The organism is Cohnella silvisoli (assembly GCF_021190915.1).
In the GTDB taxonomy this organism is placed as follows: Bacteria; Bacillota; Bacilli; order Paenibacillales; family Paenibacillaceae; genus Cohnella; species Cohnella silvisoli.
This window is the reverse complement of record NZ_JAIOAP010000005.1, coordinates 1-21,499: the sequence shown is the minus strand read 5'-3', so window position 1 is coordinate 21,499 and position 21,499 is coordinate 1. Positions and strand designations below refer to the sequence as shown.

The window sequence follows — 21,499 nt, the reverse complement described above, 5'->3', positions numbered from 1 at the left end:
CCGTTCGGTTTACTTCGTAAAGTCATTTTGTGTTATAATAGCGCAGTATGCACGTTACGTGAGAAATCGAATGCAACCCGCAGGAGGAATTGTACACTATGCCATTAGTATCGATGTCAGAATTTTTGCCGCAAGCCAAAGCCGGTAAATTTGCCGTTGGCCAATTCAACATGAACAACCTGGAATTCGCTCAAGCGATTACCGACGCAGCTATCGAAGAGAAATCCCCTTTTATTTTCGGTGTCAGCGAAGGCGCCCTGAAGTATATGGGAATGGAATACACGGTTGCGATCGCTAAAGCGGCCGCCGATAAATCCGGTTTGCCTATCGCGTTGCACTTGGACCATGGCAGTAATTTCGATATCGCCATGAAATGTATCCGTGCTGGCTTCTCGTCCGTTATGTTCGACGGCTCGCACCATTCCTTCGAAGATAACATTCGCTTAACCAAAGAAGTCGTTAAAGCCGCTCATGCGATGGGCGTATCCGTTGAAGGCGAGCTGGGAACGATCGGCGGCGTCGAAGACGATATCAGCGTTGACGAAGCGCATGCAGCGCTCGCTAAGCCGGAAGAAGCAATCCGCTTCTATGAAGAGACAGGCGTAGATTGCTTGGCTATCGCTGTAGGTACCGCGCATGGGATGTACAAAGGCGAAGTTAAAATCCATTTCGATATCATTAAAGAGGTTGTTTCCAAGATTCCAGTACCTATCGTTCTTCATGGCGGCTCCGGCGTTCCGGATGATATGATTCGCGAAGCGATCCAATCCGGCGCAGGTAAAATCAACGTCAATACGGAGAACCAAGTGGCTTGTACGGAAGCGATCCGTGCCGTACTTGCTAAGGATGGCAACGTATATGATCCGCGCAAATACTTAACGCCTGCTCGCAACGCGATGAAAGCCGTCGTGCAGGAGAAAATTCGCCTGTTTGGAAGCAGCAACAAAGCTTAATTATAATTATTTAATGATTTCGTATCATACGCGGGAAAACGTCTTTAGGCGTTTTCCCGTTCCTTCATGTGTCGATGATTTTCGTCGACAACAACACGAGGAGGAAGACAGCATTGGATAAATTGATGGTCCGGGGAGGCCGACCGCTAAGGGGTACGGTCGGAATAAGCGGCGCGAAGAATAGCGCTGTCGCTCTTATTCCCGCAGCAATACTGGCAGAATCGGAAGTGAGGCTGGACAACCTTCCTCAACTCAGCGATGTGGCGGTTTATGCGGAATTGTTAGAAGAGCTTGGGGGCAAAGTATCTTGGCAGGATGACACGATGACTATCGATCCGTCCTCCATGAAATCGGTCCCGATGCCTAATGGGAGAGTCAAGTTTCTAAGAGCATCCTATTATTTAATGGGGGCTTTATTAGGAAGATTCGGAGAGGCGACGATCGGATTGCCAGGTGGCTGCAATTTCGAGCCGCGGCCGATCGATCAGCATATTAAAGGCTTCGAAGCTTTGGGAGCGGAAGTGACCAACGATCACGGAGCCATTCGGATTAGGGCTAAGGAACTGCGGGGAGCCAAGATTTATTTGGACGTCGTCAGCGTCGGGGCTACGATAAATATTATGTTGGCTGCTTCAAGGGCCAAAGGGTTAACTTTGATCGAGAACGCGGCGAAAGAACCGGAGATTATTGATGTGGCGACTTTGCTGAACGCAATGGGGGCCAAGATCAAGGGTGCCGGTACGGAGACGATCCGGATCGAAGGCGTTCAGGAAATGCATGGCTGCCGTCATTCTATTATTCCCGATCGCATACAAGCAGGAACATACATGATAGCCGCTGCGGCTACCCGCGGCGACGTCCTTATCGATAATATTATTCCTAAGCATTTAGAAGCGATGACCGCGAAGCTGCAAGAGATGGGCGTCCATGTTTATGAGATGGACGAAGCGATTCGAGTTGTCGGACAATCCCTTTATGAAGCGGTAGACGTTAAGGCGTTAGTCTATCCCGGGTTTGCTACGGACTTGCAATCTCCGATTACCAGCTTGCTCACGCAGGCTCGGGGCGTAAGCGTACTATCCGATTACGTGTACAATAATCGGTTTAAGCATGTACCTGAGTTAGCTCGCATGGGTGCGCAAATTCGGGTGGAAGGCCGTTCGGCCATCATTGAAGGCGGGCCGCTTAATGCCGCTAAAGTAAGGGCCGCGGATCTTCGTGCGGGAGCTGCGCTCGTTGTTGCCGCGCTCACTGTCGAGGAAGGCACGACCGAAATTAGCGGCGTTGAATACATCGACCGGGGGTACGAACGGTTGGTGACGCAGCTTAGCAATCTGGGAGCGGAAGTATGGAGACAAGGTTAGAAGCGACGATTTGATTTTTGAATAAAAGTGGGGATTCTATTGACCGATTTAATGATGGCGGATTTGGAAGGCATGAAGCTGACGGAGCTGTATAAGCTCGCCAAGCAGCATCAAATCAATAATTACAACCAGATGAAGAAAAAGGAACTGATCATCGCGATCTTGCGCGCGCAAGCGGAGCGAAGCGGTCTCATGTTCATGGAAGGCGTTCTAGAGGTGTTGCCCGAAGGATTCGGATTCCTAAGGCCGATCAATTACTTGCCAAGCGCTGAGGATATTTACATCTCGGCATCGCAAATTCGCAAGTTCGATTTGCGCACAGGCGATCTCGTCTCCGGTAAGTGCCGGGCGCCGAAAGAAAGCGAACGCTACTTCGGGCTCTTGCAGGTAAACGCCGTCAATGGCGTAACCCCGGAAACGGCTGCTGAACGCCTGCATTTTCCCGCTCTAACCCCGCTGTATCCGCAAACGAAGATCAAGCTTGAAACGTCACCCACCCATCTGTCCACTCGCATTATGGATCTTATTGCTCCCGTCGGATTAGGTCAACGCGGATTAATCGTTGCGCAACCCAAGGCAGGGAAGACATTGCTGCTGAAGGAAATTGCCAATAGCATATCGATTAATCATCCGGATATCGATTTATTCGTCCTTCTTATCGACGAGCGTCCGGAGGAAGTGACGGACATGCAGCGTTCGGTCAAAGGCGAAGTCATTGCGTCCACTTTCGACGAGGTGCCGGAAAATCATATTAAGGTGGCCGAGCTCGTTCTGGAGCGGGCGCTTCGTTTAGTGGAACATAAGCGTGATGTCGTTATTTTGCTGGATAGCATCACAAGGCTTGCACGGGCGTACAATTTGGTCGTTCCTCCTTCTGGTCGCACGTTATCCGGCGGTATCGATCCGGCTGCGTTCCATCGTCCGAAGAGGTTCTTCGGATCGGCGCGTAATATCGAAGAGGGTGGAAGTTTAACCATCCTGGCGACAGCGCTCGTGGAGACGGGCTCGCGTATGGACGACATCATTTATGAGGAATTTAAGGGTACGGGCAACATGGAGTTGCATCTTGACCGGAAGCTGTCCGAACGTCGTATTTTCCCGGCATTGGACATCAGACGTTCAGGCACAAGGCGCGAGGAATTGTTGCTTGATAAAGAAGCGCTCGATAAGTTGTGGGCTATTCGCAAGAGCATGAACGATTCGATGGAGTTCGTGGAAGGTTTCCTTAAGAAGCTGTCGAACACCAAGACAAACCAAGAGTTTCTGGATTCGCTGGACACGAGCGGAGGGCCTAGTTCACCTAGCCCGTCGTCAAGCTCCGGCGGGGGACGCCGCACTCCGCGCAGCAGCTCCTCTTAAAGCAGGATATGAGGAGGGCTTAGCCCATGCATCTGGTATACGCAGACGAACAAGGCAATGTATTCGACCATCCGGAGCTTTACGGCATAGCCCGCAGCGGCAACGATCTGGTAGAACTGCTCGAAGAGGAGCTTATTCCGTTGCCGGCGGGAGCAACTTTGGTTGGTCTTCCTTATACCCGCCCGATCGGTATGGACCCGGCCAGCGGGAAAATGAAATTAATTCATGGAGCTTACCAGGCGGTTGGGGCTTTGCTTCCGCAAGGCTTTACTCGCTACTACGTTCCGGGCTACTCCAAGACGGATAAAACGCAAAAATTTCCTTTGTTCGGCTACACGGCTGTCGTCTGGAAAGAGGATGGCTTCTACGTAGCGGCCGGACAAAGCGATGATCCCGAGCCATGGAATCCCGAGAATTGCGATCGCGCTGACCTCGAAATTCAAGTCGACCGCTTGCTCAAGACTTATCCGGACAATCGGCTTTACAAGCATCTGTCCCATTGCGCGTTGGAGTATGAATGCTTGACGGCATCCAATACATTTTTGCAGCGCTTGGAAGGAGCGGTTCCCGTATCCTTCTCATGCAACGCAGGCTGCTACGGGTGCATATCGGAGCAGCCCGACGATAGCGGATTCGTTGCTCCGCAAACTCGCTTGAAATTCAAGCCGGCCGTCGACGAAGTCGTCGAGATCATGCTTGAACATTTGACCGAGCCGAACTCGATCATCAGCTTCGGGCAAGGCTGCGAAGGCGAGCCGTCCACGCAAGCGCCGACGATTATCGAGGCGATCAAACGCGTGAGAGCGCAAACGTCTCTTGGCTATATTAACATCAATACGAACGCCGGCTTGTCGGACCACATGCGGGCGATAACCGACGCGGGCTTGGACCTGATGCGGGTAAGCACGATCAGTGCGCTCGACGAGCATTACAACGCATACTACAAACCACGAGGCTATACGTTGAAGAACGTGGAGAAATCGCTAAAGTATGCGACGGACAAAGGCGTGTACACTTCGATCAACTATTTGATTTTCCCCGGCGTGACGGATCGCGAAGAGGAGATCGAAGCGATGATCGGATTTGCGCGCAGAACGGGACTAAAGTTGATCCAAATGCGTAACCTCAATATCGATCCCGATGCGTACCTCTCGCTGATTCCTCCTGCGCAAGGCGAAATTTACGGGATGAAGGCACTGCTCGATATTTATCGTCAAGAGCTTCCGGACGTAGTCATCGGATCATACACCCATGTACCTCCGGTTGCGTTACGATAAAATGATAAAGATCTTTCCTGCGACCTAATGCCGGAAAGATCTTTTTGTTTTGCCCAAGTGTGGAGCGCTACTTTTTTTACTCTTGTTGTAAATGGAGTTTTACACTATTATTCAAGTATAAGTGGAGAAAATATGAATACGCCGGAGGAATTTTCATTGTCCAAAATCAAAGGTTCGTCCGGAGGGGCCAACACTTTATTAGTCCTGTCAAGCATTTATAATTCGCTGACTCGCACGGAGAAGAAAATAGCGGACGTCATCCGCGAGGATCCGGAAGCCGTCGTTTACGTGACCCTTACGGATTTGGCGGAAAAAGCGGGTACTGGAGAAACTTCGGTGCTCCGGCTATGTCGAAAGATCGGTTTTAAAGGTTACCAGGAATTCAAGCTTTCGTTGGCGCAGGATTTGGTTGTGCCCATTCGCAACGTACACAGCGAAATCGAGGAAACCGACGATTTAAGGGCGATGGCGGACAAAATTACCGTGGAGAACACGCAAGCCATAGAGAATACGTTGAAGCTGCTTGATATGGGGCAGATGGAAAAAGCGATCGAGGCAATCGGGAAAGCGAATAAAATTTACTTCTTTGGCGTGGGCTCATCCGCCAATACGGCTATGGATGGCAAATATCGCTTTATGCGGCTTGGCTTCAATACGGAAGTGATCAATGATCCCCATATCATGGCAATGACTTCGGCTTTGATGCGGGACGACGATGTTGTATTCGCCGTTTCCACGTCGGGCAGCACTAAGGACGTCGTCGATGCGATCCGGCTTGCAAAAACAAAGCGGATTTTCTTCATATGTTTAACTAGTCATTTGCGTTCTCCGTTGACCCAGTATGCGGACGTTGTACTGTTGTCGAAATCGAGGGAAACACCGCTTCAGGGCGGAGCTTTCTCTTCTAAATTATCGCAAATTCATGTCTTGGACATTCTTACGACGGCCACGGCTATCCGGTTCAAAGAAAAGGCATACGATGCGCTGGAAAGAACGTCCAAGGCCGTAGTCGATAAAATCTATTGATAAGACACAGCGTCGCTCGTATAATGGATAATAACTCCAAATGTTAAACAACAAAGAGAGAAATACTCCAGAAACGGGTGACCCTTATGAAAAAGATCGTTTACGTTCCCCTTGACGAGAGACCTTGCAACTATCAGTATCCGCTAGATCTGGCAGAGATGACCGACCTGCGACTGACTGCGCCGGAACTCGGGAAACTCGGCGACAAAAAGAATCCGGCGGATACGCGCGGTGTTGCGGAATGGCTTCGGAGAGAATCCGAGGATGCCGATTATGCTCTCGTTTCAATCGATATGCTCGTGTATGGAGGCATCGTTCCGTCGAGACTTCACGAATGGACTCCCGGGCAGTGCGTAGAAAGGCTTGAGACGCTGCGGTCGATGAAGAAAACCCGTCCAGGTCTCCGCATTATCGCTTTTAACTTGATTATGAGGGCCCCTGCCTATTCCAGCAGCGAAGAAGAACCGGATTATTATGCGGATTACGGTCGCGATCTGTATGATTACGGAAGGCTTGGAGACAAGGCGGAGCGCGAAGGTCTTACCGATTTCGAAAACCAAGAACGGGAAACCGTTCAAGACCGTATTCCGGGCGTCATACTGAATGATTTTCTAAGTCGCCGCCGCACGAACGGAATCATCAACGAACAAGCGATTGATCTCGCCCATGAGGGCATTATCGATTTCCTCATTATTCCTTTGGATGATAACTCCAAATACGGTTATACCTCTGCAGACCAACGCCGACTTGCCGCCAAGGTCGAACAACTCGACCTGTACGATCGGGTCCATATTTATCCGGGTGCGGATGAAATCGGTTGCACCTTGTTCGCCAGAATTTTTAGTGAAATCAAGAGTTTTACTCCACAATTCCGCCTGCGGTATTCCTCTACGAACGGTCCCTTTTGCATCCCCAAATACGAAGACCGCACTCTTAACGAAAGCATCAAGTACCATATTACCGCTGCCGGAGGCATCATTGCCGATAGTGCGGAAACACCGGACGTCTTTCTTATGGTTCATTCGCCGGCAGCCTCGCAGACGGACATGGCGGAGACGACCGATCGTTACGATCAGCGTCATCGCTCCTATTTTTCCGAGATCAACATCCGTGAATTTGTTCAGTTTATTCGCCATATCGCTTCAAGCGATCGGTTGATTGCATTGGCCGATGTGTCTTTGTGCAACGGTGGAGATCATTCTTTAATGAGAATGCTGAGCAATTCCGGTCTGTTGGGCGCAATTTCCTGTTATGCTGCATGGAACACCTCGGGCAATTCGTTAGGAACCGTTGTTTCCCATGCGGTTATCGAAGCTTACAATCGGACCCAACCTGATCTTACGGTTACGGCATCCGCGATGGAGAAAAGTCGAACGTATTACGCCTATCGCCTTCTGGAGGATTGGGGCTACCAAGCCGTTGTCCGCGAAGACATATGCAAGAATGAATTGCCCGCTCTAGGCGCGGAATATTTCCGTCTTTCCCATGTGCAAGAAGAAATAGAAGCGATAATTGGCACGAAATTGGAGCTATTCTCCGAAAAATACTTAAGCGAATTGGGCGATATGCGCGTCTACGACGTCCGTTTGCCTTGGTATCGGATGTTTGAAGTGGGGTTTCGATTGAGTTTAAATCGGAAGGAATCGCGTATTTAGGAGGATTCGACAAATAAAGAATCAACTCTCACCTATAAATAAAGGAGTAAACCTCCAAAAATAATAAATAAAAAGAAATAATTCTTTACATTCTCTTCCGACCGATTCTATAATGGGTATAGGCAAGGATGAACTAACCATTATCGAGGGGTGAGCACGCTTCATGAGGACAAAAAGAATGATGGGAATTTTGGCCGCAATGGTTTTAGCGTTTACCGTTACGGCTTGCGGGAGCGGGAACGACAAAGCAACGGAAAGCTCCGCTTCAGCATCGGCATCACAGCCTGCAAGCAGTTCCGCATCGGAATCGGCATCTCCGGCCAAGGAGAAGACCACGGTCAGCTTCTGGTATTTGTGGGGAGGCCCCGAAGGCGAGAACGTCGAGAAGTTAATCGCCGAATTCAATGCCAGCCAGGAGCTTTATGAAGTGAAAGGCTTGTCCGTGCCGGACGTGCAGAAGGTAGTCGTCGGAATTTCAAGCGGCGACGGTCCTGACATTACTGACAACTTCAGCAACAACACGGCTTCTTATGCTAAGAAGGGCATGCTTGAGCCGCTGGATGAGTACATCGCCAAGTCCAACTACGATGTATCCGATTTCGTTCCTGCGGCGCTAGAAGGCGGCAAGTACCAAGGCAAACAATACGCGCTGCCTATCAACGTGAACTTCAACTTAATGTTCTATAATAAAAAATTGTTTGCGGATGCGGGCATCGTCGACCCGCCAAAGACGTCCGATGAATTGCTGGCCGACGCAGTGAAACTGACGAAGGTTAACGCTAACAAAACGCTGGAAGTGTTGGGTTTCCCGGATTTCCCTCTAATCTACTATACGACGGGCATGTCGATGGCTTTCGGGGGCAACTTCATTTCGGACGACGACAAGACGCTGACTCCGGACAATCCGGGCACGCTGGAAGCGATCAAGCTCATGCAATCCTATCGCAATCAATTCGGAGTGGATAACATTACGAAGTTTAATTCCTCGGCCAAGTATTTGGATGCGACCGACCCGTTCATCCAAGGCAAACAGGCGATCCGGATCGACGGCCCTTGGTTCGGCAATACGGTCAAGAACGTGCTGAAGAAAGACTTGGACTACGGGATCGCTCCGCTGCCGGGACCGGCAGGGCATCCTGAGCTGGCCGGAGGCGGGGAGGTCAGCTCCTCAACCTTCTTTATCCCAAGCAACGCGAAGAACAAGGATGGGGCATGGGCGTTCATGAGCTGGCTGATGTCCAAGGAGAACATGACGAAATTCAACGTTATGTTCGCCAACCTGCCGGCACGCACATCCGTTTACAGTGATCCTTCTTTGCAGACCATTCCGGATTTCCAATTGTTCGCCGAAGGTGCGAAGAGCCCGAATCTGAAGTCGTTCCCGGTATTCGACGGACAGACCGAATACGGCAAAATCATCAACGACGAGTTCGAACTGGCCGTCAATGGCAAGCAATCGGCAGAAGACGCGGTTAAGCACATGAAAGACAAATCGGCAAACTTGCTGAAATAAAAGGATTGGCGATCGTACGCTGCGGTTGTTCCGTTCCCTCTCTCGCTAAAGGAGAGGGGACGGAGACCGTTTCGATAATGGAGGGCATGGGGGAACTGCAGTGAGAAAAAACAACTTCACCGGATTTGCATTCGCCAGTCCCTGGATCATTGGATTTCTGGTTTTCACGCTTTATCCGCTTGGAGCTTCGTTGTACTACGGCTTTACCGATTTCAATGTATTCCAATCGCCGAATTTCGTTGGTCTCGACAATTACAATGAACTCATGAAAGATGATCTGTTCTGGAAGAGCGTGCGCAATACGCTTTATTTGACGGTCATAAGCACACCGCTCAACCTTCTTTTTTCGCTGCTTACGGCAATGCTTCTCAATTCGAGAATCCGCGGACTTTCCGTATATAGGACCGTTTATTATATTCCGACGATCATCCCGCTGGCGGCGACCTCGCTATTGTGGATGTGGATCATGAACGCCCAATTCGGGCTGCTCAACGCGTTTCTCGGCTGGCTCGGATTGCCTCAGCCGAACTGGCTTGCGGATCCCGCGCTAAGTAAGCTCTCGCTCATTCTTATGGGGTTATGGAGCGTAGGAAATATCATTATTATTTTCCTTGCTTCGCTTCAAGAAGTGCCGCAATCGCTCTATGAATCCGCTTCGATCGACGGGGCGGGCATGCTGAGGAAGTTTACGAACATTACCGTGCCATGGATATCTCCGATTATTTTGTTCCAGTTGATCATGCAGATCATTAACAACTTGCAGTATTTTACTCAGGCGTACTTCGTCGTATCGAGCACCAACCTGAATCAAGGGGCGAGCGGGGGGCCGGAAAATTCCTTGCTGGTCTATGCCATGTATCTCTATCACAATGCCTTCCAATATTTCAAGATGGGCAAAGCTTCGGCGATGGCTTGGATTTTGTTCGTTATGGCTGGCATCATTACTTGGGTGATCTTTAAATCGTCGAAAAAATGGGTCACGTACGGAGGGGGAGACTGACATGAGAAGCCGCGTGATGATGAGGAAAACCGGAACGCACCTGATTTTGTTCGTGCTCGGTCTTTCCTTCCTGGCCCCGTTCGTGTGGATGTTGCTGACTTCCTTGAAATCGCTCGAGGAGATTTCTTCCCTTCCGGTAACCATCTTTCCGAAGCTGGTCCTCTGGTCGAATTTTTCCGAAGTGTTTAACGTCATACCGTTTACCGATTATTTTCTAAATACGCTCTTGATTACCTTGTTAAGCGTGGTCGGCCAGCTTTTCTCCGCTCCGCTCGTTGCCTATTCGATTACGAAGATCGAGTGGACGGGGGCAAGATGGATTTTCCCGATCGTCATCGCAACGATGCTGATCCCTTACCAAGTAACGATGATTCCGGTCTATTTGATCTTTCAGAAAATGGGGCTCACCGGCAGCATTTGGCCGCTTGTGCTTCCGACGTTCACGGGCGCGCCGCTGTACATTTTCCTGCTCCGGCAGTTCTTTATGGCGCTTCCTACTTCACTTATTCATGCGGCGAAAATCGACGGGGCATCGGACTTCCGGACTTATTGGAACATCGTTCTTCCATTATCCAGACCTGCGTTGACCTCCGTGGCGATCTTTACGTTTCTATACACCTGGTCCGACTTCTTGGGACCGCTCCTGTATATTAACGATGCTGCCAGGTACACGTTAACTCTCGGTTTGCAGGCATTCTTGGCGGAGCATTACACGGAGTGGGGGCTGCTGATGGCCGCTTCGGTCATGTTCACGCTGCCGATCGTCATTATGTTCTTCTTTGCTCAGAAGCAATTTATTGAAGGGATTTCCTTGACGGGGATCAAAGGGTAACGGAGTGGAAAATACAGATGAAGCATTTGCGAGGTGGCAACCGTTGAACAACATCGATATCCTTTCGTCTCTTAAAGGCGGGCTGATCGTTTCGTGCCAAGCTTATCCGGGAGAAATTTTATTCGGTTCGGACATCATGTCCAAGATGGCCTTAGAAGCCAAAAACGGCGGCGCCGTCGGCATTCGTGCCAACTCTCCGAGCGACATTGCGGAAATTAAATCGAAAACAGGTTTGCCGGTAATCGGGATTTGGAAGGAACGGTATGCCGATTCCTCCATTTATATAACGCCAACGCTGCGGGAAGCGGAAGCTGTGGCGGAAGCCGGCGCGGATATCGTGGCGATCGATGCGACGGACCGTCCGCGTCCCGGACAGGAACGGTTGGAAGACATCGTAGCGTTTCTTCGTTCCCGTTATAACGTCATGTTGATGGCTGACGTGTCCAATGTCCAAGAGGGGATTCAAGCGGAGAAGATGGGCTTCGATATTGTATCCACGACCTTATCGGGCTACACTCCTTATAGCAGGTCGCTGGAAGGGCCCGATACGGAGCTTATTTCAGAGCTCGTAAAGTCGTTGAAAATTCCCGTATTCGCCGAAGGGCGCATCCAGACTCCCGATCAAGCGACATTTTGTTTGCGGCAGGGAGCTTATTCCGTTGTTGTTGGCAGTGCAATCACTCGTCCTCAGACGATTACGAAGAAATTCGTGGACTTGATTCTGAAATCGGCAGTCACGGGAACGGCCTAAGCGGCGGCTTGAAAATTCTCATGCGCAGGGGGAGTTATAACGGATGATAGCGGCAATCGGTATCGACATCGGCGGAACCAACATCAAGATGGGCGTGGTTACCCGGGAAGGGGAGCTGCTCCTAAGCGGGAGCACTCCGACGGAAGCGGACGCCGGCGCTGAAGCGCTGGTCGATAAGCTTCTGCGCATCGTGGAGGCTTCCGTCGATCGCTGCGCTAATGAAGGCATTACTTTGGCAGGAATCGGTATCGGAACGGCGGGCCAGGTTAACGCGCGAACCGGTGAAATTGCCGGAGCAACCGCCAATCTGCCCGGTTGGGCCGGAATACCCTTGTCTCCTAGGCTGCTAGAGGAGACAGGGTTGCCGACTATGGTGGACAACGATGTCAACATGATCGCTTTAGGAGAAGCTTGGCTTGGAGCAGGTAAGGAATGGGACGATTTCCTTTGCGTAGCGCTCGGAACCGGAATCGGCGGCTGCTGGATTTCCGGCGGTAAAATCTATCATGGAAGAGACGGTTACGCGGGGGAGATCGGACATATCCCGGTTGCGATGGGCGGCCTCCCTTGCACCTGCGGCAATCGCGGGTGCTGGGAGCAATACGCCTCTGTTAACGCGCTGAAGCGAATGGCGGTTGAACGGTTTAACGAATCAAATTCGGCTTTCTCCGATCCAGTCGTTCTGTTTAAGGCGGCTAAACAGGGCGATCAATCGGCGATTGAACTGATAGATGCTTATGCGGAGAATATTTCAGTCGGCTTGAGCGGACTGATCCACGTGTTTAACCCTCCCGCAATCGTAATCGGAGGCGCTATCTCGGCTCAGGGCGAGTTTCTATTCGAACGCATCCGGGCAATGACCTCAAGCAAAGTCATGAAAGTATTTCATTCTCCTGATCCTGTGCGCATCGTACCCGCTGTGCTGGGCGACAATGCCGGAGTAATCGGCGCGGCGAGGCGGTGTTTGATAGGATAAATGAACTGGACGAGTAAGAAAGGGGGGCGAGTTATGAATGAAATAGGGTTGGACGGCTAGCGGTTTGAATCGGATGCAGCGGGAAAGCGGACAGACAGGCCATTTTGTGAAAGCGTTTTCATTCAGGATTACCTAAATTAAAGGAGGATTCTCGACAATGAAACGATCTTTTTCAATGATGATTTGCATGTGTTTCCTTGTTACTCTTGTCCTTAATACTTTGGGGGTAAGCGGCAATGCTGAAGCGGCATCTCCCAATATTTTGCTAGGCAAAACGTACTCATCTTCCGTAGCGGCAAACGCGACTTATCCCGACAGCGGCGGGGAACTGACCGATGGAGTTTATGCCGCCAACCTGCTCGCCGATGCGGGGTGGCAGGCACGGTTTAACTCGACTAGCTATTCGTTTACGGTGGATTTTAGCGTTTCCCGGACTTTCCAAAGCTTCAAAGCGAATTTCTTCAAGTATACGGGAGCCGGGGTTGAAACTCCGACGCAAGTGCAATTTCAATATTCCAACGACAATATCGCCTACACAAGCGCATGTACCTTATCGCAGCAAGGAGCCGGCGTCGATACGACGGCCGTTCCCTATTCCTGCAGCGCATTTTCTCCGGTTTCCGCGCGTTACGTGAAAATGGTCGTAACAAGCGCGACGAGCAAATGGTCGTTCATAGACGAATGGGAGGTAAAGCGTCCGGCCGGTTCCGCGTCGGCGATTCTGTCCGGCAGTTTCCTGCAGCCTGACCTTGGCGACCAGTGGTCCAACTCCCAGTGGACGACGGAGTTTCAGAAAATGGAAGAGGCAGGCATGGACCATCTGTTCTTACAATGGACCGCTAACAGCAAACTGAACACGACGGTCTATCCATCAGGGCTTAGCGGATACACTCAGAACACGACCAATGACGTCGTATCCAAAACGCTCAGCATGGGCAACCAGTTCGGAATGGACATCTATCTGGGGCTTCAATTAAACGAGGACTGGTTCGTCAATTATACGAACAACGCAACATGGTTGAGCAATGAAACGACTAAGGCGGAAAACCTTGCTCAAGATCTATGGACGAAATACGGCTCCAACGCTTCATTTAAAGGCTGGTATCTCAGCTTTGAAGTCGATAACTGGAATTTGCCGACATCGGTCGAGTGGGACCGGATGGCCACTTTTTACGATACGGTCATCGACTATATTAAGACGCTTAGCCCTAACCTTCCGGTTATCGTATCGCCCTTCTACAATACATCCGGAGGATTGACCACGACAGGTTGGCAAACGATGTGGGAGTACATTCTCGCCCGGGCTAATATCGACGTGATCGCATTGCAAGACGGAATTGGTGCCGGTCATGCCACGACAGCTCAGCTTGCAAGCTGGTTCTCGGCAACGAAGACGGCCATTCAGAATGCCAGGCCGGCGACGGCGCTGTGGGATGACGCGGAAACGTTTAATCTCGATTTCAAACCGATGGACATTAAGCTGCTGAAGGACGACTTGGCTGCGGTTTCATCGTACGTCAGCAAGTACACCAGCTTTAGCTTCAACCATTACATCAGTCCACAGCAGGTCAATCCGCTTTATTTTACGACTTACAAAGACTACTTTTCCACCGGAAGCGTGGAGTCGGTCGTACCGTCGACGCCTGCCGGCCTTTCGGGTAGTGCGCCGAATTCCATGACCGTTCAACTCAGCTGGACGGCTTCAACGGATAACACGGGAGTCGTCGGGTACAAAATTTACAGGAACAGCGAGTTAGTCTACACGAGTTATTCGAATACGGCGAGTTATACGGACACTCAGTTGAACCCCAGCACTTCATACACGTATTCGGTAAAAGCATTCGATGCCGCGGGCAACGAATCTGCCGCTTCTTCGACGATAAGCGTTTCGACGCCCGCGGGTACGACCTATGCGACCAATCTTTCTTCAGGCAAATCGTATACGACGACTATGGCGGCCGATGCGTCGTACCCTGACACAAGCGGAACCGAGCTTACGAACGGAACTTTCGGAACAGCCACTTACGTGGATGCGGCGTGGCAGGGACGAAATACCGCATCGGCTTACAGCTTCACGATCGATCTTGGTTCCAGCAAGACGATCAAGGAGGTATATGCCGATTTCCTGCAGGTCAAATCTGTATATGTTCTGCTTCCTCAGACGGTTACCTTCTCCGTTTCGTCTACCGGTACCAGCTATACGACGATCGGCACCGTGAACAAACCGGCCGTCAGCAGCTCGGACCAAGTCAAAAAGTATCGGCTGACGGATCTAAGCAGCGTCTCGGGACGTTACGTCAAGGTGCAAGTTACTCCCGCAAGCAGCGCTTGGACGTTCATTGATGAAATCCAGGTTCGAAACTAAACCGGCGGAAAAAGCGGGTGCTTGGGTTTGAGGGTTCGCGGCTTTGATGGTTGTAATGGAGGTGTTGACGTGCTATAATCCCATCATGTGTCTATTACTCTGGGTCCACATGTTGATCCAGGGCAGAAAGAGGTGAACCCTTTGAAACCATCCATTCATCCGCAATACAATGTGATTACGGCATCTTGCGCATGCGGAAACACTTTCGAAACTGGTTCGATTAAATCGAGCCTTAAAGTTGAGATCTGTTCGGCTTGCCATCCGTTCTACACAGGTAAACAGAAGTTTATCGATGCAGGCGGTCGGGTAGACAAGTTCAAGAAAAAATACGGTATTTAATCAAATAGCCGTATAGAGATAGACCTCCCTTCAAATCCTACCGGATAAAGGGAGGTTTTTTTCATGCGGAAGCAATGGAAAACAATCGCGTTGATCATTACCGTAATTAGTTCTCTCATGGTCTCGGCGGGCTGTGGTAACAACAATGGTACGAAAAATTCCATCGGAATGAAGACGCGAAGCTACGCGAATGACGGCTATTTAGGCATGCAGAACAGCCATCCGCGAATGCCCGGCCACCACATGATGAGCGATTACAACGTGGACAACGAGTTGATGGCGCAATCGATCAAGAATTTGCCAGGTGTAGCCGCATCTAACGTTACGTTTAACGGGGCGGAGGCTTATGTGACGGTTAAGCTCAAGCCCGGCTTGCAAGCTCGGGAAATTCCAACCGTGGAGCAACAGGTCGCGACGGTTCTTCGGTTTAATTTTCCTCGTTACGTCATTCATGTCCGGTCGATGAAGTGAAGGTAAACTAAGAATGAGGGAACTATTCCCTTCGGTTGCACTTCCTTGTGCAATTCGCTATACTTAGTTTTGCCGTGCTAGACGGGGAGGTAGCGGTGCCCTGTAACTCGCAATCCGCTCCAGCGAGGTTGAATTCCTGTTTTAGGTTTTGTGATGCAGGTTCCGGTAAGTTTCGTGCCGTGTTGACGGCAGGGTCCTCCGCGAGGGACGGCCATGAACCCGGTCAGGTCCGGAAGGAAGCAGCCATAAGTGGTTTAGTTCTTGTGTTGGAGGGTAGCTCGGCCTGAGCGACGCACTCTTATACGGCTGGATCGCAAGTATCGAGGACAGGTGCACGGTCCTCATAATCAAATCATTTCTCTAATAGCGTGCAATGAAGCATCTAGGCGTAAGCATGAATTCGCCGGGTGCTTTTTTTGTTGCGCTGCCAGCGAAAATACTTCCAATGTCATAGGTCCGAAGGAGGGAATATAACCTGATATACCGAATATTTACAATTGAGCTGGCTCGTTGACCGGAGGTGAGACGAATAATGGACGAACCGGCATTACTCGCAGATGACCAGCCCGATTATTCTATTCAAACGAAGCAAGAGCTCTATATTCGGCAATTTGCCGATCGTTTTCTAGCCTTGGAAGGTACCGGTGTTCTCATACTCGATTCGGAATTTCGCATCGTGGAAATCAGTGAAATGATTTGCTCGGTGTTCGGATGTTATCGGACGGATATTCTGGAGAAGCCCGTCGAAGAATGGTTTGAGCAGCTTTCCTTGCATCCTCAGCCCTTCGACCGGAGCTTGCTTAAAGGGATTACTTTTCGTAACCGGCTCTTGAATTGGACTCACGGTAAGCATAGCCATGAATTGATGCTTGATGGAGATGTGCTTCAGAATGACGGGGGTCTGAACGGTGCTTTTGTCCTCTTCCGCGACGTATCGCATATGATGACGCTAGAGGAGCAAATCAGACGTTCGGATCGTTTGAAGACGATTGGTCAGATCGCGGCGGGTACGGCACATGAGATTCGAAATCCACTAACGGCGATCAAAGGGTTCATGCAGCTATTGAATAAGACTTTAACGGAACGCAACATGAGCAAGGAAAAGGAATTTGTTAGAATCGTGCTTTCCGAGCTTGAGAGGGTGAACGATCTTGTCAGTGAATTTCTATTGCTGAGCAAACCCAAAGAAATCAAGCAGGTATCGATGAGAATCGGGCGTGTGTTGCAAGAAATTCTCCCCATGATCCGCAATGAGGCGATGCTTTACAACGTGACGGTGCTTTACTACCCTAAACCTGAATTGAATTCGATCGTAGCCGATAAAGAGTTATTGAAGCAGGTATTTCTGAATTTAGGAAAAAATGCTATCGAAGCGATGAACGGAGGAGGGACTTTAATAATTCGCGAATGCAGTCATCCTGATCAACTCGGTAAAATAGCGGTTGAAATTTCGGATACAGGTACTGGGATATCGGCGGATGCGTTGGAGAAGGTTTTCGATCCCTTTTTTACGACGAAACCGCAAGGAACGGGATTGGGGCTCTCGGTTTGCCAACGGATCGTTCATGACTTAGGCGGGAACATCGAGGTGTCTTCCGACGAGGAAGGAACGCGATTTACGGTTTGGTTGCCTAATGCAGCCGGAGAGTCGGAGAAGGAAATCCAAGCTAGCGGTGGAGAGCGCTCATCCTATGATGTATAATGGATGAAACGGCAAGCTGACGGGAGCGACATGCAATGGCACATCTTGCTTTGTACCGGGCCTGGCGTCCCCAGACGTTCCAGGACATGGTCGGGCAGCAACACATCGTTCAGACCCTGCAAAACGCAATTCGCGAAAATCGCCTCTCCCATGCGTATTTGTTCAGCGGCCCGAGAGGGACCGGCAAAACAAGCGCTGCGAAAATATTGGCCAAAGCCGTCAACTGCGAGCACGGCCCGGCGCCAGAGCCTTGCAACAAATGCTCGCAATGCGAACGCATTACAAGCGGCTCCGTCATGGATGTTGTCGAGATCGATGCGGCATCCAATCGCGGCGTTGAAGAAATTCGCGATATTAGGGACAAAGTGAAGTATTCACCGACGGAAGTTCGGCGCAAAGTTTATATTATCGATGAAGTACACATGCTGACAACGGAAGCTTTCAACGCTCTTCTTAAGACATTGGAAGAGCCGCCCGGTCATGTCATGTTCGTATTGGCCACGACCGAGCCTCATCGGTTGCCGCCGACCATCATCTCGCGTTGCCAGCGCTTTGATTTCCGCCGGGTTTCTCTAGAGGAACAGGTCGGGCGCCTGCGTGAGATAAGCACGGAAGAGCAAATTACGGCCGAAGATGAGGCGCTTCGCTATATCGCCCGCTTATCTGACGGGGGGATGCGCGATGCGCTTAGCCTGCTGGATCAGATATCTTCCTTTACCGGCGGTCAAGTTACTTTGCAGCATGCGATTGAAGCAACCGGTGGGCTTCCCTCGGAACAGTTCGCCAGGCTGGCGGTGGCGGTTAGAGAGAAAGACGCCGCCAAAGTACTTCATGAAATCGACGAGATGATGAAAGCCGGCAAGAGCGCGGACAAATGTTTGGAACAGCTTATGCATTACTTCCGGGATTTGCTGCTAGCCCAACTAGCTCCCGATGCGGGCGATTCCTCGGGACGGGTTGTGGATCCTGCTGAACTAAGGGAGATGTCTAACGGATTTTCCCGCGAGCGGTTATTTGCTATCATTGATTTGTTGAATCGTTATCAAAGCGAAATGAAATACGCGGCTCATCCGCAAACGATGTTCGAGATCGCCCTCTTGAAGCTATGTTCGGATAGCCTGGGCGCCGAATCTGCTGCCGGTATAAGCTCGTCGGATACAGGCGCTGTTGGCCGGGCAGAAGGTTCTATCAGCCGCGCCGATCTTGGGCAGCTGAAGCAACAAATCGCAAGCTTGGAACATAAGCTGAGCGCATTGCAGCAAAGCGGCGGTTCTTCCTCGATGGCGGGGGCGTCCTCTTCGTCTGGGGCAGTTGGCGGCGGCAACGCCCATGCTCGATCGAACTCGGCTGCGAGCGGCGGAAGTTCGTCTAATGCCCCGCGTATCGCGTCAATTCCTCGTTTGAAGCTGAATGCTTATGTGGAGGCAAGTTCTTCTTCCGCGCCATCTTTAGCCAAGTGGCCGCAAGTTCTCCAGAGGGTTAAGGAAGAGCGGGTAACCGTTCATGCCTGGTTAGTCGACGGCGAACCCGTCGCCTTTGCGGAGAATACGATTGTGGTAGCATTCCGAAATACGATTCACCGCGAAACAACGGAAAAGCCGACAAACAAAGGCGTAATCGAAGGCGTTTTAACGGCAGTCTTCGGCAGTCCTACCCAGTTGCTAACCATCATGCAGAAAGATTGGCAAGACGCGCTGGCGGAAAGCTCGGGTAAGCCTAAAGCGGATCATACGGCGGGCGAAGAACTGCTGCTCGTGCCGGAAGATGAAGCCGCGCAGAAGGGCGAGCCTTGGATCGACGAGGCCGTTCGTTTGTTCGGGGAACAATTAGTAACGATCAAAGACGATTAGGGAGGCATAAACAATGAACAACATGAATCAAATGATGAAGCAAGTGAAGAAGATGCAAGAACAAATGATGAAGGCGCAAGAAGAATTGGGAACGAAAACGATCGAGGGTACGGCGGGCGGCGGAGTCGTCACGGTTTCGATCAACGGCCACAAGAAGCTGCTGGACATTAAGATCAAACCCGAAGCCGTTGATCCCGAAGACATTGAAATGCTGCAGGATCTTGTGCTTACGGCCGTTAACGACGCTTTGACCAAAGCAGACGAGCTTGCGAACCAGGATATGGGCAAATATACCGGCGGCATGAAGATCCCTGGATTGTTCTAAGACTAGCGGCAAACCATGATTAGAGGAGACAAGAGCCTTTGTTTTATCCAGAACCGATTGCCAAGCTGATCGACTCTTTTTCCCGCTTGCCGGGCATCGGGCCGAAGACGGCTGCTAGGTTGGCTTTTTACGTTTTGCGCATGAAAGAGGAAGATGTCATCGATTTTGCCAAGGCGTTGGTTAACGTCAAGAGAAACCTGACCTATTGCTCTATTTGCTGCAACATTACGGATACCGACCCTTGCCGGATTTGTTCCGATAAGGCGCGTGACGCGTCCGTCATCTGCGTCGTGCAGGAACCGAAGGATCTCGTCGCAATGGAGAGAACCCGCGAATTCCACGGACAATATCACGTGCTTAATGGCGCGATTTCTCCGATGGACGGCTTGGGGCCTGACGATATCCGCATTGCCGAATTAGTTCGGCGGCTCGGAGACGAAAGAGTTCAGGAATTGATACTGGCTACGAATCCGAACATTGAAGGCGAAGCGACTGCGATGTACCTTTCGCGCTTGGTGAAGCCTTTCGGCATTAAAGTCACTCGTATCGCGCATGGGTTACCGGTTGGCGGAGATTTGGAATACGCGGACGAAGTTACGATTTCCAAAGCCTTGGAAGGCCGCAGGGAATTGTATTAACCATTCATCAATAGTCATCGATTCATTTTACGCGGCGCCTACGGGCGTCTTTTTTGTTTTTGTCGTGTCTCGTTAGTTCTAAAGGAATTTTCTGGGGTATAGAAATAGTAGTGGGTTGTCCCTTAAGGACTGCATCTGACAAGAGGCTGGGGGGATTGTCATGCAACGTAACAAGAAGCGAGTGTTGAACGAGGTGGAATCGATTGAACGTCGAAGGCTTATAGAAGATATCCGCAATGCGGAACAAGAGTGGAACCTCGCGGAGTGGAGATTTCATCATGCCCTGGGGGAAGACCATGTGGATTATGCGATCTACTGCCTGGAAGCGGCGGAAAAAAGGCTGGACATGCTCCTGAGAAATGCGAAGTGGCAATGGAGCCAGTCGATAACGCGTGAAGAAAGCAGGGAGATGGGATGAAGACGTTCTGGGTAGTTCTTCTTATCCTATCCGCAACCTCTTTAGGCGGCGTGCTTCTTAAGCGAAATGTCCCGAAGGGTTGGTTAACGAGATTCGGAGTACATTTGGTTATTACGGCGATGGCGCTCTATGCATTGAATTTCTCGGGCTGGGTAACGGGGTGGTATGTACCCTTAAATCCATTCACGATTGGAACGGTCGCTTTGTTAGGATTGCCGGGAATTGCGCTCGTGCTCGGATTGCAATGGACATTGCTCGTATGAAACTGCCTGCGGGAGCAGGCGGTTTTCTACTAAGGAGCGGCTGCTGCGAAAATATCTCAAGAATATCGGTTGACGGGTTACGTGCGGATATGATACATTAGTTCTCGCGCCTCTTGGGCAAGCCTACAGGGTCAACAAGAAACAACAGGAACTGACAGAAATTACTTGTTGCAATGCGGATGGGCGCTGTGGTATATTATAAAAGTCGCCGTTAGCGCGGATGACGAAAAACGAAACGCAAAAAGCAACACAAATTGTTCTTTGAAAACTGAACATTGAGCGTAAGAAAACGAACAAACGTCTGAAGATGACTTCGGTTGTCGGATGGCAAACCAGCAGTACAGATTGAGCCTCAAAGGCTCTTTAATAAGAAGCTTCGGCTTCAACTATTATGGAGAGTTTGATCCTGGCTCAGGACGAAC

General features: G+C 50.7%; 20 protein-coding genes and 1 other RNA gene. All 21 read left to right on the top strand.

Annotated features, from left to right (window positions below; translation table 11 throughout):
- The first annotated feature begins 98 nt into the window (after window positions 1-98).
- The 21 genes from fba (at window position 99) to K7P76_RS11185 (ending at window position 21,077) form a co-directional block, all read left to right on the top strand.
- Window positions 99-953, top strand: coding sequence for a class II fructose-1,6-bisphosphate aldolase (gene fba, locus K7P76_RS11290; RefSeq protein WP_232185402.1), 855 nt, complete (start codon window positions 99-101; stop codon window positions 951-953).
- A gap of 113 nt (window positions 954-1,066) precedes the next feature.
- Window positions 1,067-2,317 (top strand): UDP-N-acetylglucosamine 1-carboxyvinyltransferase, encoded by a 1,251-nt coding sequence (murA, locus tag K7P76_RS11285; protein WP_232185401.1) that lies wholly within the window; start codon window positions 1,067-1,069, stop codon window positions 2,315-2,317.
- A 51-nt stretch (window positions 2,318-2,368) separates the two neighbouring features.
- Window positions 2,369-3,676, top strand: a complete 1,308-nt coding sequence (gene rho, locus K7P76_RS11280) for a transcription termination factor Rho (protein ID WP_232185675.1) — start codon at window positions 2,369-2,371, stop codon at window positions 3,674-3,676.
- A gap of 26 nt (window positions 3,677-3,702) precedes the next feature.
- A complete protein-coding gene (locus K7P76_RS11275; RefSeq protein WP_232185400.1) occupies window positions 3,703-4,953 on the top strand; it encodes a radical SAM family protein in 1,251 nt (416 codons plus the stop codon).
- A 156-nt stretch (window positions 4,954-5,109) separates the two neighbouring features.
- Window positions 5,110-5,979, top strand: a complete 870-nt coding sequence (locus K7P76_RS11270; protein ID WP_255678468.1) for a MurR/RpiR family transcriptional regulator — start codon at window positions 5,110-5,112, stop codon at window positions 5,977-5,979.
- Between the two features lie 86 nt (window positions 5,980-6,065).
- A complete protein-coding gene (locus K7P76_RS11265) occupies window positions 6,066-7,634 on the top strand; it encodes a DUF4127 family protein (RefSeq protein ID WP_232185399.1) in 1,569 nt (522 codons plus the stop codon).
- 163 nt (window positions 7,635-7,797) lie between these two features.
- Entirely contained in the window at window positions 7,798-9,147 is a 1,350-nt protein-coding gene (locus tag K7P76_RS11260; protein WP_232185398.1) for an ABC transporter substrate-binding protein, read from the top strand.
- Window positions 9,148-9,247: 100 nt separating this feature from the next.
- Complete coding sequence (locus tag K7P76_RS11255; protein WP_232185397.1) at window positions 9,248-10,147, top strand: carbohydrate ABC transporter permease; 900 nt, start codon at window positions 9,248-9,250, stop codon at window positions 10,145-10,147.
- A 1-nt stretch (window position 10,148) separates the two neighbouring features.
- Window positions 10,149-10,979 (top strand): carbohydrate ABC transporter permease, encoded by an 831-nt coding sequence (locus tag K7P76_RS11250; protein WP_232185396.1) that lies wholly within the window; start codon window positions 10,149-10,151, stop codon window positions 10,977-10,979.
- A 43-nt stretch (window positions 10,980-11,022) separates the two neighbouring features.
- Window positions 11,023-11,730, top strand: coding sequence for an N-acetylmannosamine-6-phosphate 2-epimerase (locus tag K7P76_RS11245; RefSeq protein ID WP_232185395.1), 708 nt, complete (start codon window positions 11,023-11,025; stop codon window positions 11,728-11,730).
- A 43-nt stretch (window positions 11,731-11,773) separates the two neighbouring features.
- The gene (locus K7P76_RS11240; protein WP_232185394.1) at window positions 11,774-12,706 is read left to right on the top strand and encodes an ROK family protein; all 933 of its coding nucleotides are present in this window, start codon (window positions 11,774-11,776) and stop codon (window positions 12,704-12,706) included.
- A gap of 157 nt (window positions 12,707-12,863) precedes the next feature.
- The gene (locus K7P76_RS33100; RefSeq protein WP_304518399.1) at window positions 12,864-15,071 is read left to right on the top strand and encodes a DUF4434 domain-containing protein; all 2,208 of its coding nucleotides are present in this window, start codon (window positions 12,864-12,866) and stop codon (window positions 15,069-15,071) included.
- Between the two features lie 141 nt (window positions 15,072-15,212).
- Window positions 15,213-15,410 carry a 50S ribosomal protein L31 gene (rpmE, locus tag K7P76_RS11225; protein ID WP_232185393.1) on the top strand — a complete coding sequence of 66 codons (198 nt, stop codon included), beginning with the start codon at window positions 15,213-15,215 and terminating at the stop codon, window positions 15,408-15,410.
- Between the two features lie 63 nt (window positions 15,411-15,473).
- Complete coding sequence (locus K7P76_RS11220; RefSeq protein ID WP_232185392.1) at window positions 15,474-15,881, top strand: hypothetical protein; 408 nt, start codon at window positions 15,474-15,476, stop codon at window positions 15,879-15,881.
- Between the two features lie 72 nt (window positions 15,882-15,953).
- Window positions 15,954-16,219, top strand: an RNA gene (ffs, locus tag K7P76_RS11215) — signal recognition particle sRNA large type.
- Window positions 16,220-16,413: 194 nt separating this feature from the next.
- The gene (locus K7P76_RS11210) at window positions 16,414-17,583 is read left to right on the top strand and encodes a two-component system sensor histidine kinase NtrB (RefSeq protein ID WP_232185391.1); all 1,170 of its coding nucleotides are present in this window, start codon (window positions 16,414-16,416) and stop codon (window positions 17,581-17,583) included.
- 35 nt (window positions 17,584-17,618) lie between these two features.
- Window positions 17,619-19,433, top strand: coding sequence for a DNA polymerase III subunit gamma/tau (gene dnaX / locus K7P76_RS11205; RefSeq protein WP_232185390.1), 1,815 nt, complete (start codon window positions 17,619-17,621; stop codon window positions 19,431-19,433).
- Window positions 19,434-19,446: 13 nt separating this feature from the next.
- Entirely contained in the window at window positions 19,447-19,758 is a 312-nt protein-coding gene (locus tag K7P76_RS11200) for a YbaB/EbfC family nucleoid-associated protein (RefSeq protein ID WP_232185389.1), read from the top strand.
- A gap of 38 nt (window positions 19,759-19,796) precedes the next feature.
- Window positions 19,797-20,396 carry a recombination mediator RecR gene (gene recR / locus K7P76_RS11195; protein WP_232185388.1) on the top strand — a complete coding sequence of 200 codons (600 nt, stop codon included), beginning with the start codon at window positions 19,797-19,799 and terminating at the stop codon, window positions 20,394-20,396.
- Window positions 20,397-20,556: 160 nt separating this feature from the next.
- Window positions 20,557-20,814, top strand: a complete 258-nt coding sequence (locus K7P76_RS11190; RefSeq protein ID WP_232185387.1) for a DUF2508 family protein — start codon at window positions 20,557-20,559, stop codon at window positions 20,812-20,814.
- Window positions 20,811-21,077: a pro-sigmaK processing inhibitor BofA family protein gene (locus tag K7P76_RS11185; protein ID WP_232185386.1), complete on the top strand. Its 267-nt coding sequence runs from the start codon at window positions 20,811-20,813 to the stop codon at window positions 21,075-21,077. The genes K7P76_RS11190 and K7P76_RS11185 overlap by 4 nt, the downstream gene beginning before the upstream one ends.
- Window positions 21,078-21,499: the final 422 nt, after the last annotated feature.

Bases quoted from the DNA above. Each gene is read 5' to 3' on its own strand.
- K7P76_RS11210 (WP_232185391.1), top strand. From the start codon at position 16,414: ATGGACGAACCGGCATTACTCGCAGATGACCAGCCCGATTATTCTATT.
- K7P76_RS11260 (WP_232185398.1), top strand. From the start codon at position 7,798: ATGAGGACAAAAAGAATGATGGGAATTTTGGCCGCAATGGTTTTAGCG.
- fba (WP_232185402.1), top strand. From the start codon at position 99: ATGCCATTAGTATCGATGTCAGAATTTTTGCCGCAAGCCAAAGCCGGT.
- K7P76_RS11200 (WP_232185389.1), top strand. From the start codon at position 19,447: ATGAACAACATGAATCAAATGATGAAGCAAGTGAAGAAGATGCAAGAA.
- K7P76_RS33100 (WP_304518399.1), top strand. From the start codon at position 12,864: ATGAAACGATCTTTTTCAATGATGATTTGCATGTGTTTCCTTGTTACT.
- K7P76_RS11240 (WP_232185394.1), top strand. From the start codon at position 11,774: ATGATAGCGGCAATCGGTATCGACATCGGCGGAACCAACATCAAGATG.
- K7P76_RS11185 (WP_232185386.1), top strand. From the start codon at position 20,811: ATGAAGACGTTCTGGGTAGTTCTTCTTATCCTATCCGCAACCTCTTTA.
- K7P76_RS11220 (WP_232185392.1), top strand. From the start codon at position 15,474: ATGCGGAAGCAATGGAAAACAATCGCGTTGATCATTACCGTAATTAGT.
- rho (WP_232185675.1), top strand. From the start codon at position 2,369: ATGATGGCGGATTTGGAAGGCATGAAGCTGACGGAGCTGTATAAGCTC.
- K7P76_RS11250 (WP_232185396.1), top strand. From the start codon at position 10,149: ATGAGAAGCCGCGTGATGATGAGGAAAACCGGAACGCACCTGATTTTG.
- K7P76_RS11275 (WP_232185400.1), top strand. From the start codon at position 3,703: ATGCATCTGGTATACGCAGACGAACAAGGCAATGTATTCGACCATCCG.
- K7P76_RS11190 (WP_232185387.1), top strand. From the start codon at position 20,557: ATGCAACGTAACAAGAAGCGAGTGTTGAACGAGGTGGAATCGATTGAA.
- K7P76_RS11265 (WP_232185399.1), top strand. From the start codon at position 6,066: ATGAAAAAGATCGTTTACGTTCCCCTTGACGAGAGACCTTGCAACTAT.
- dnaX (WP_232185390.1), top strand. From the start codon at position 17,619: ATGGCACATCTTGCTTTGTACCGGGCCTGGCGTCCCCAGACGTTCCAG.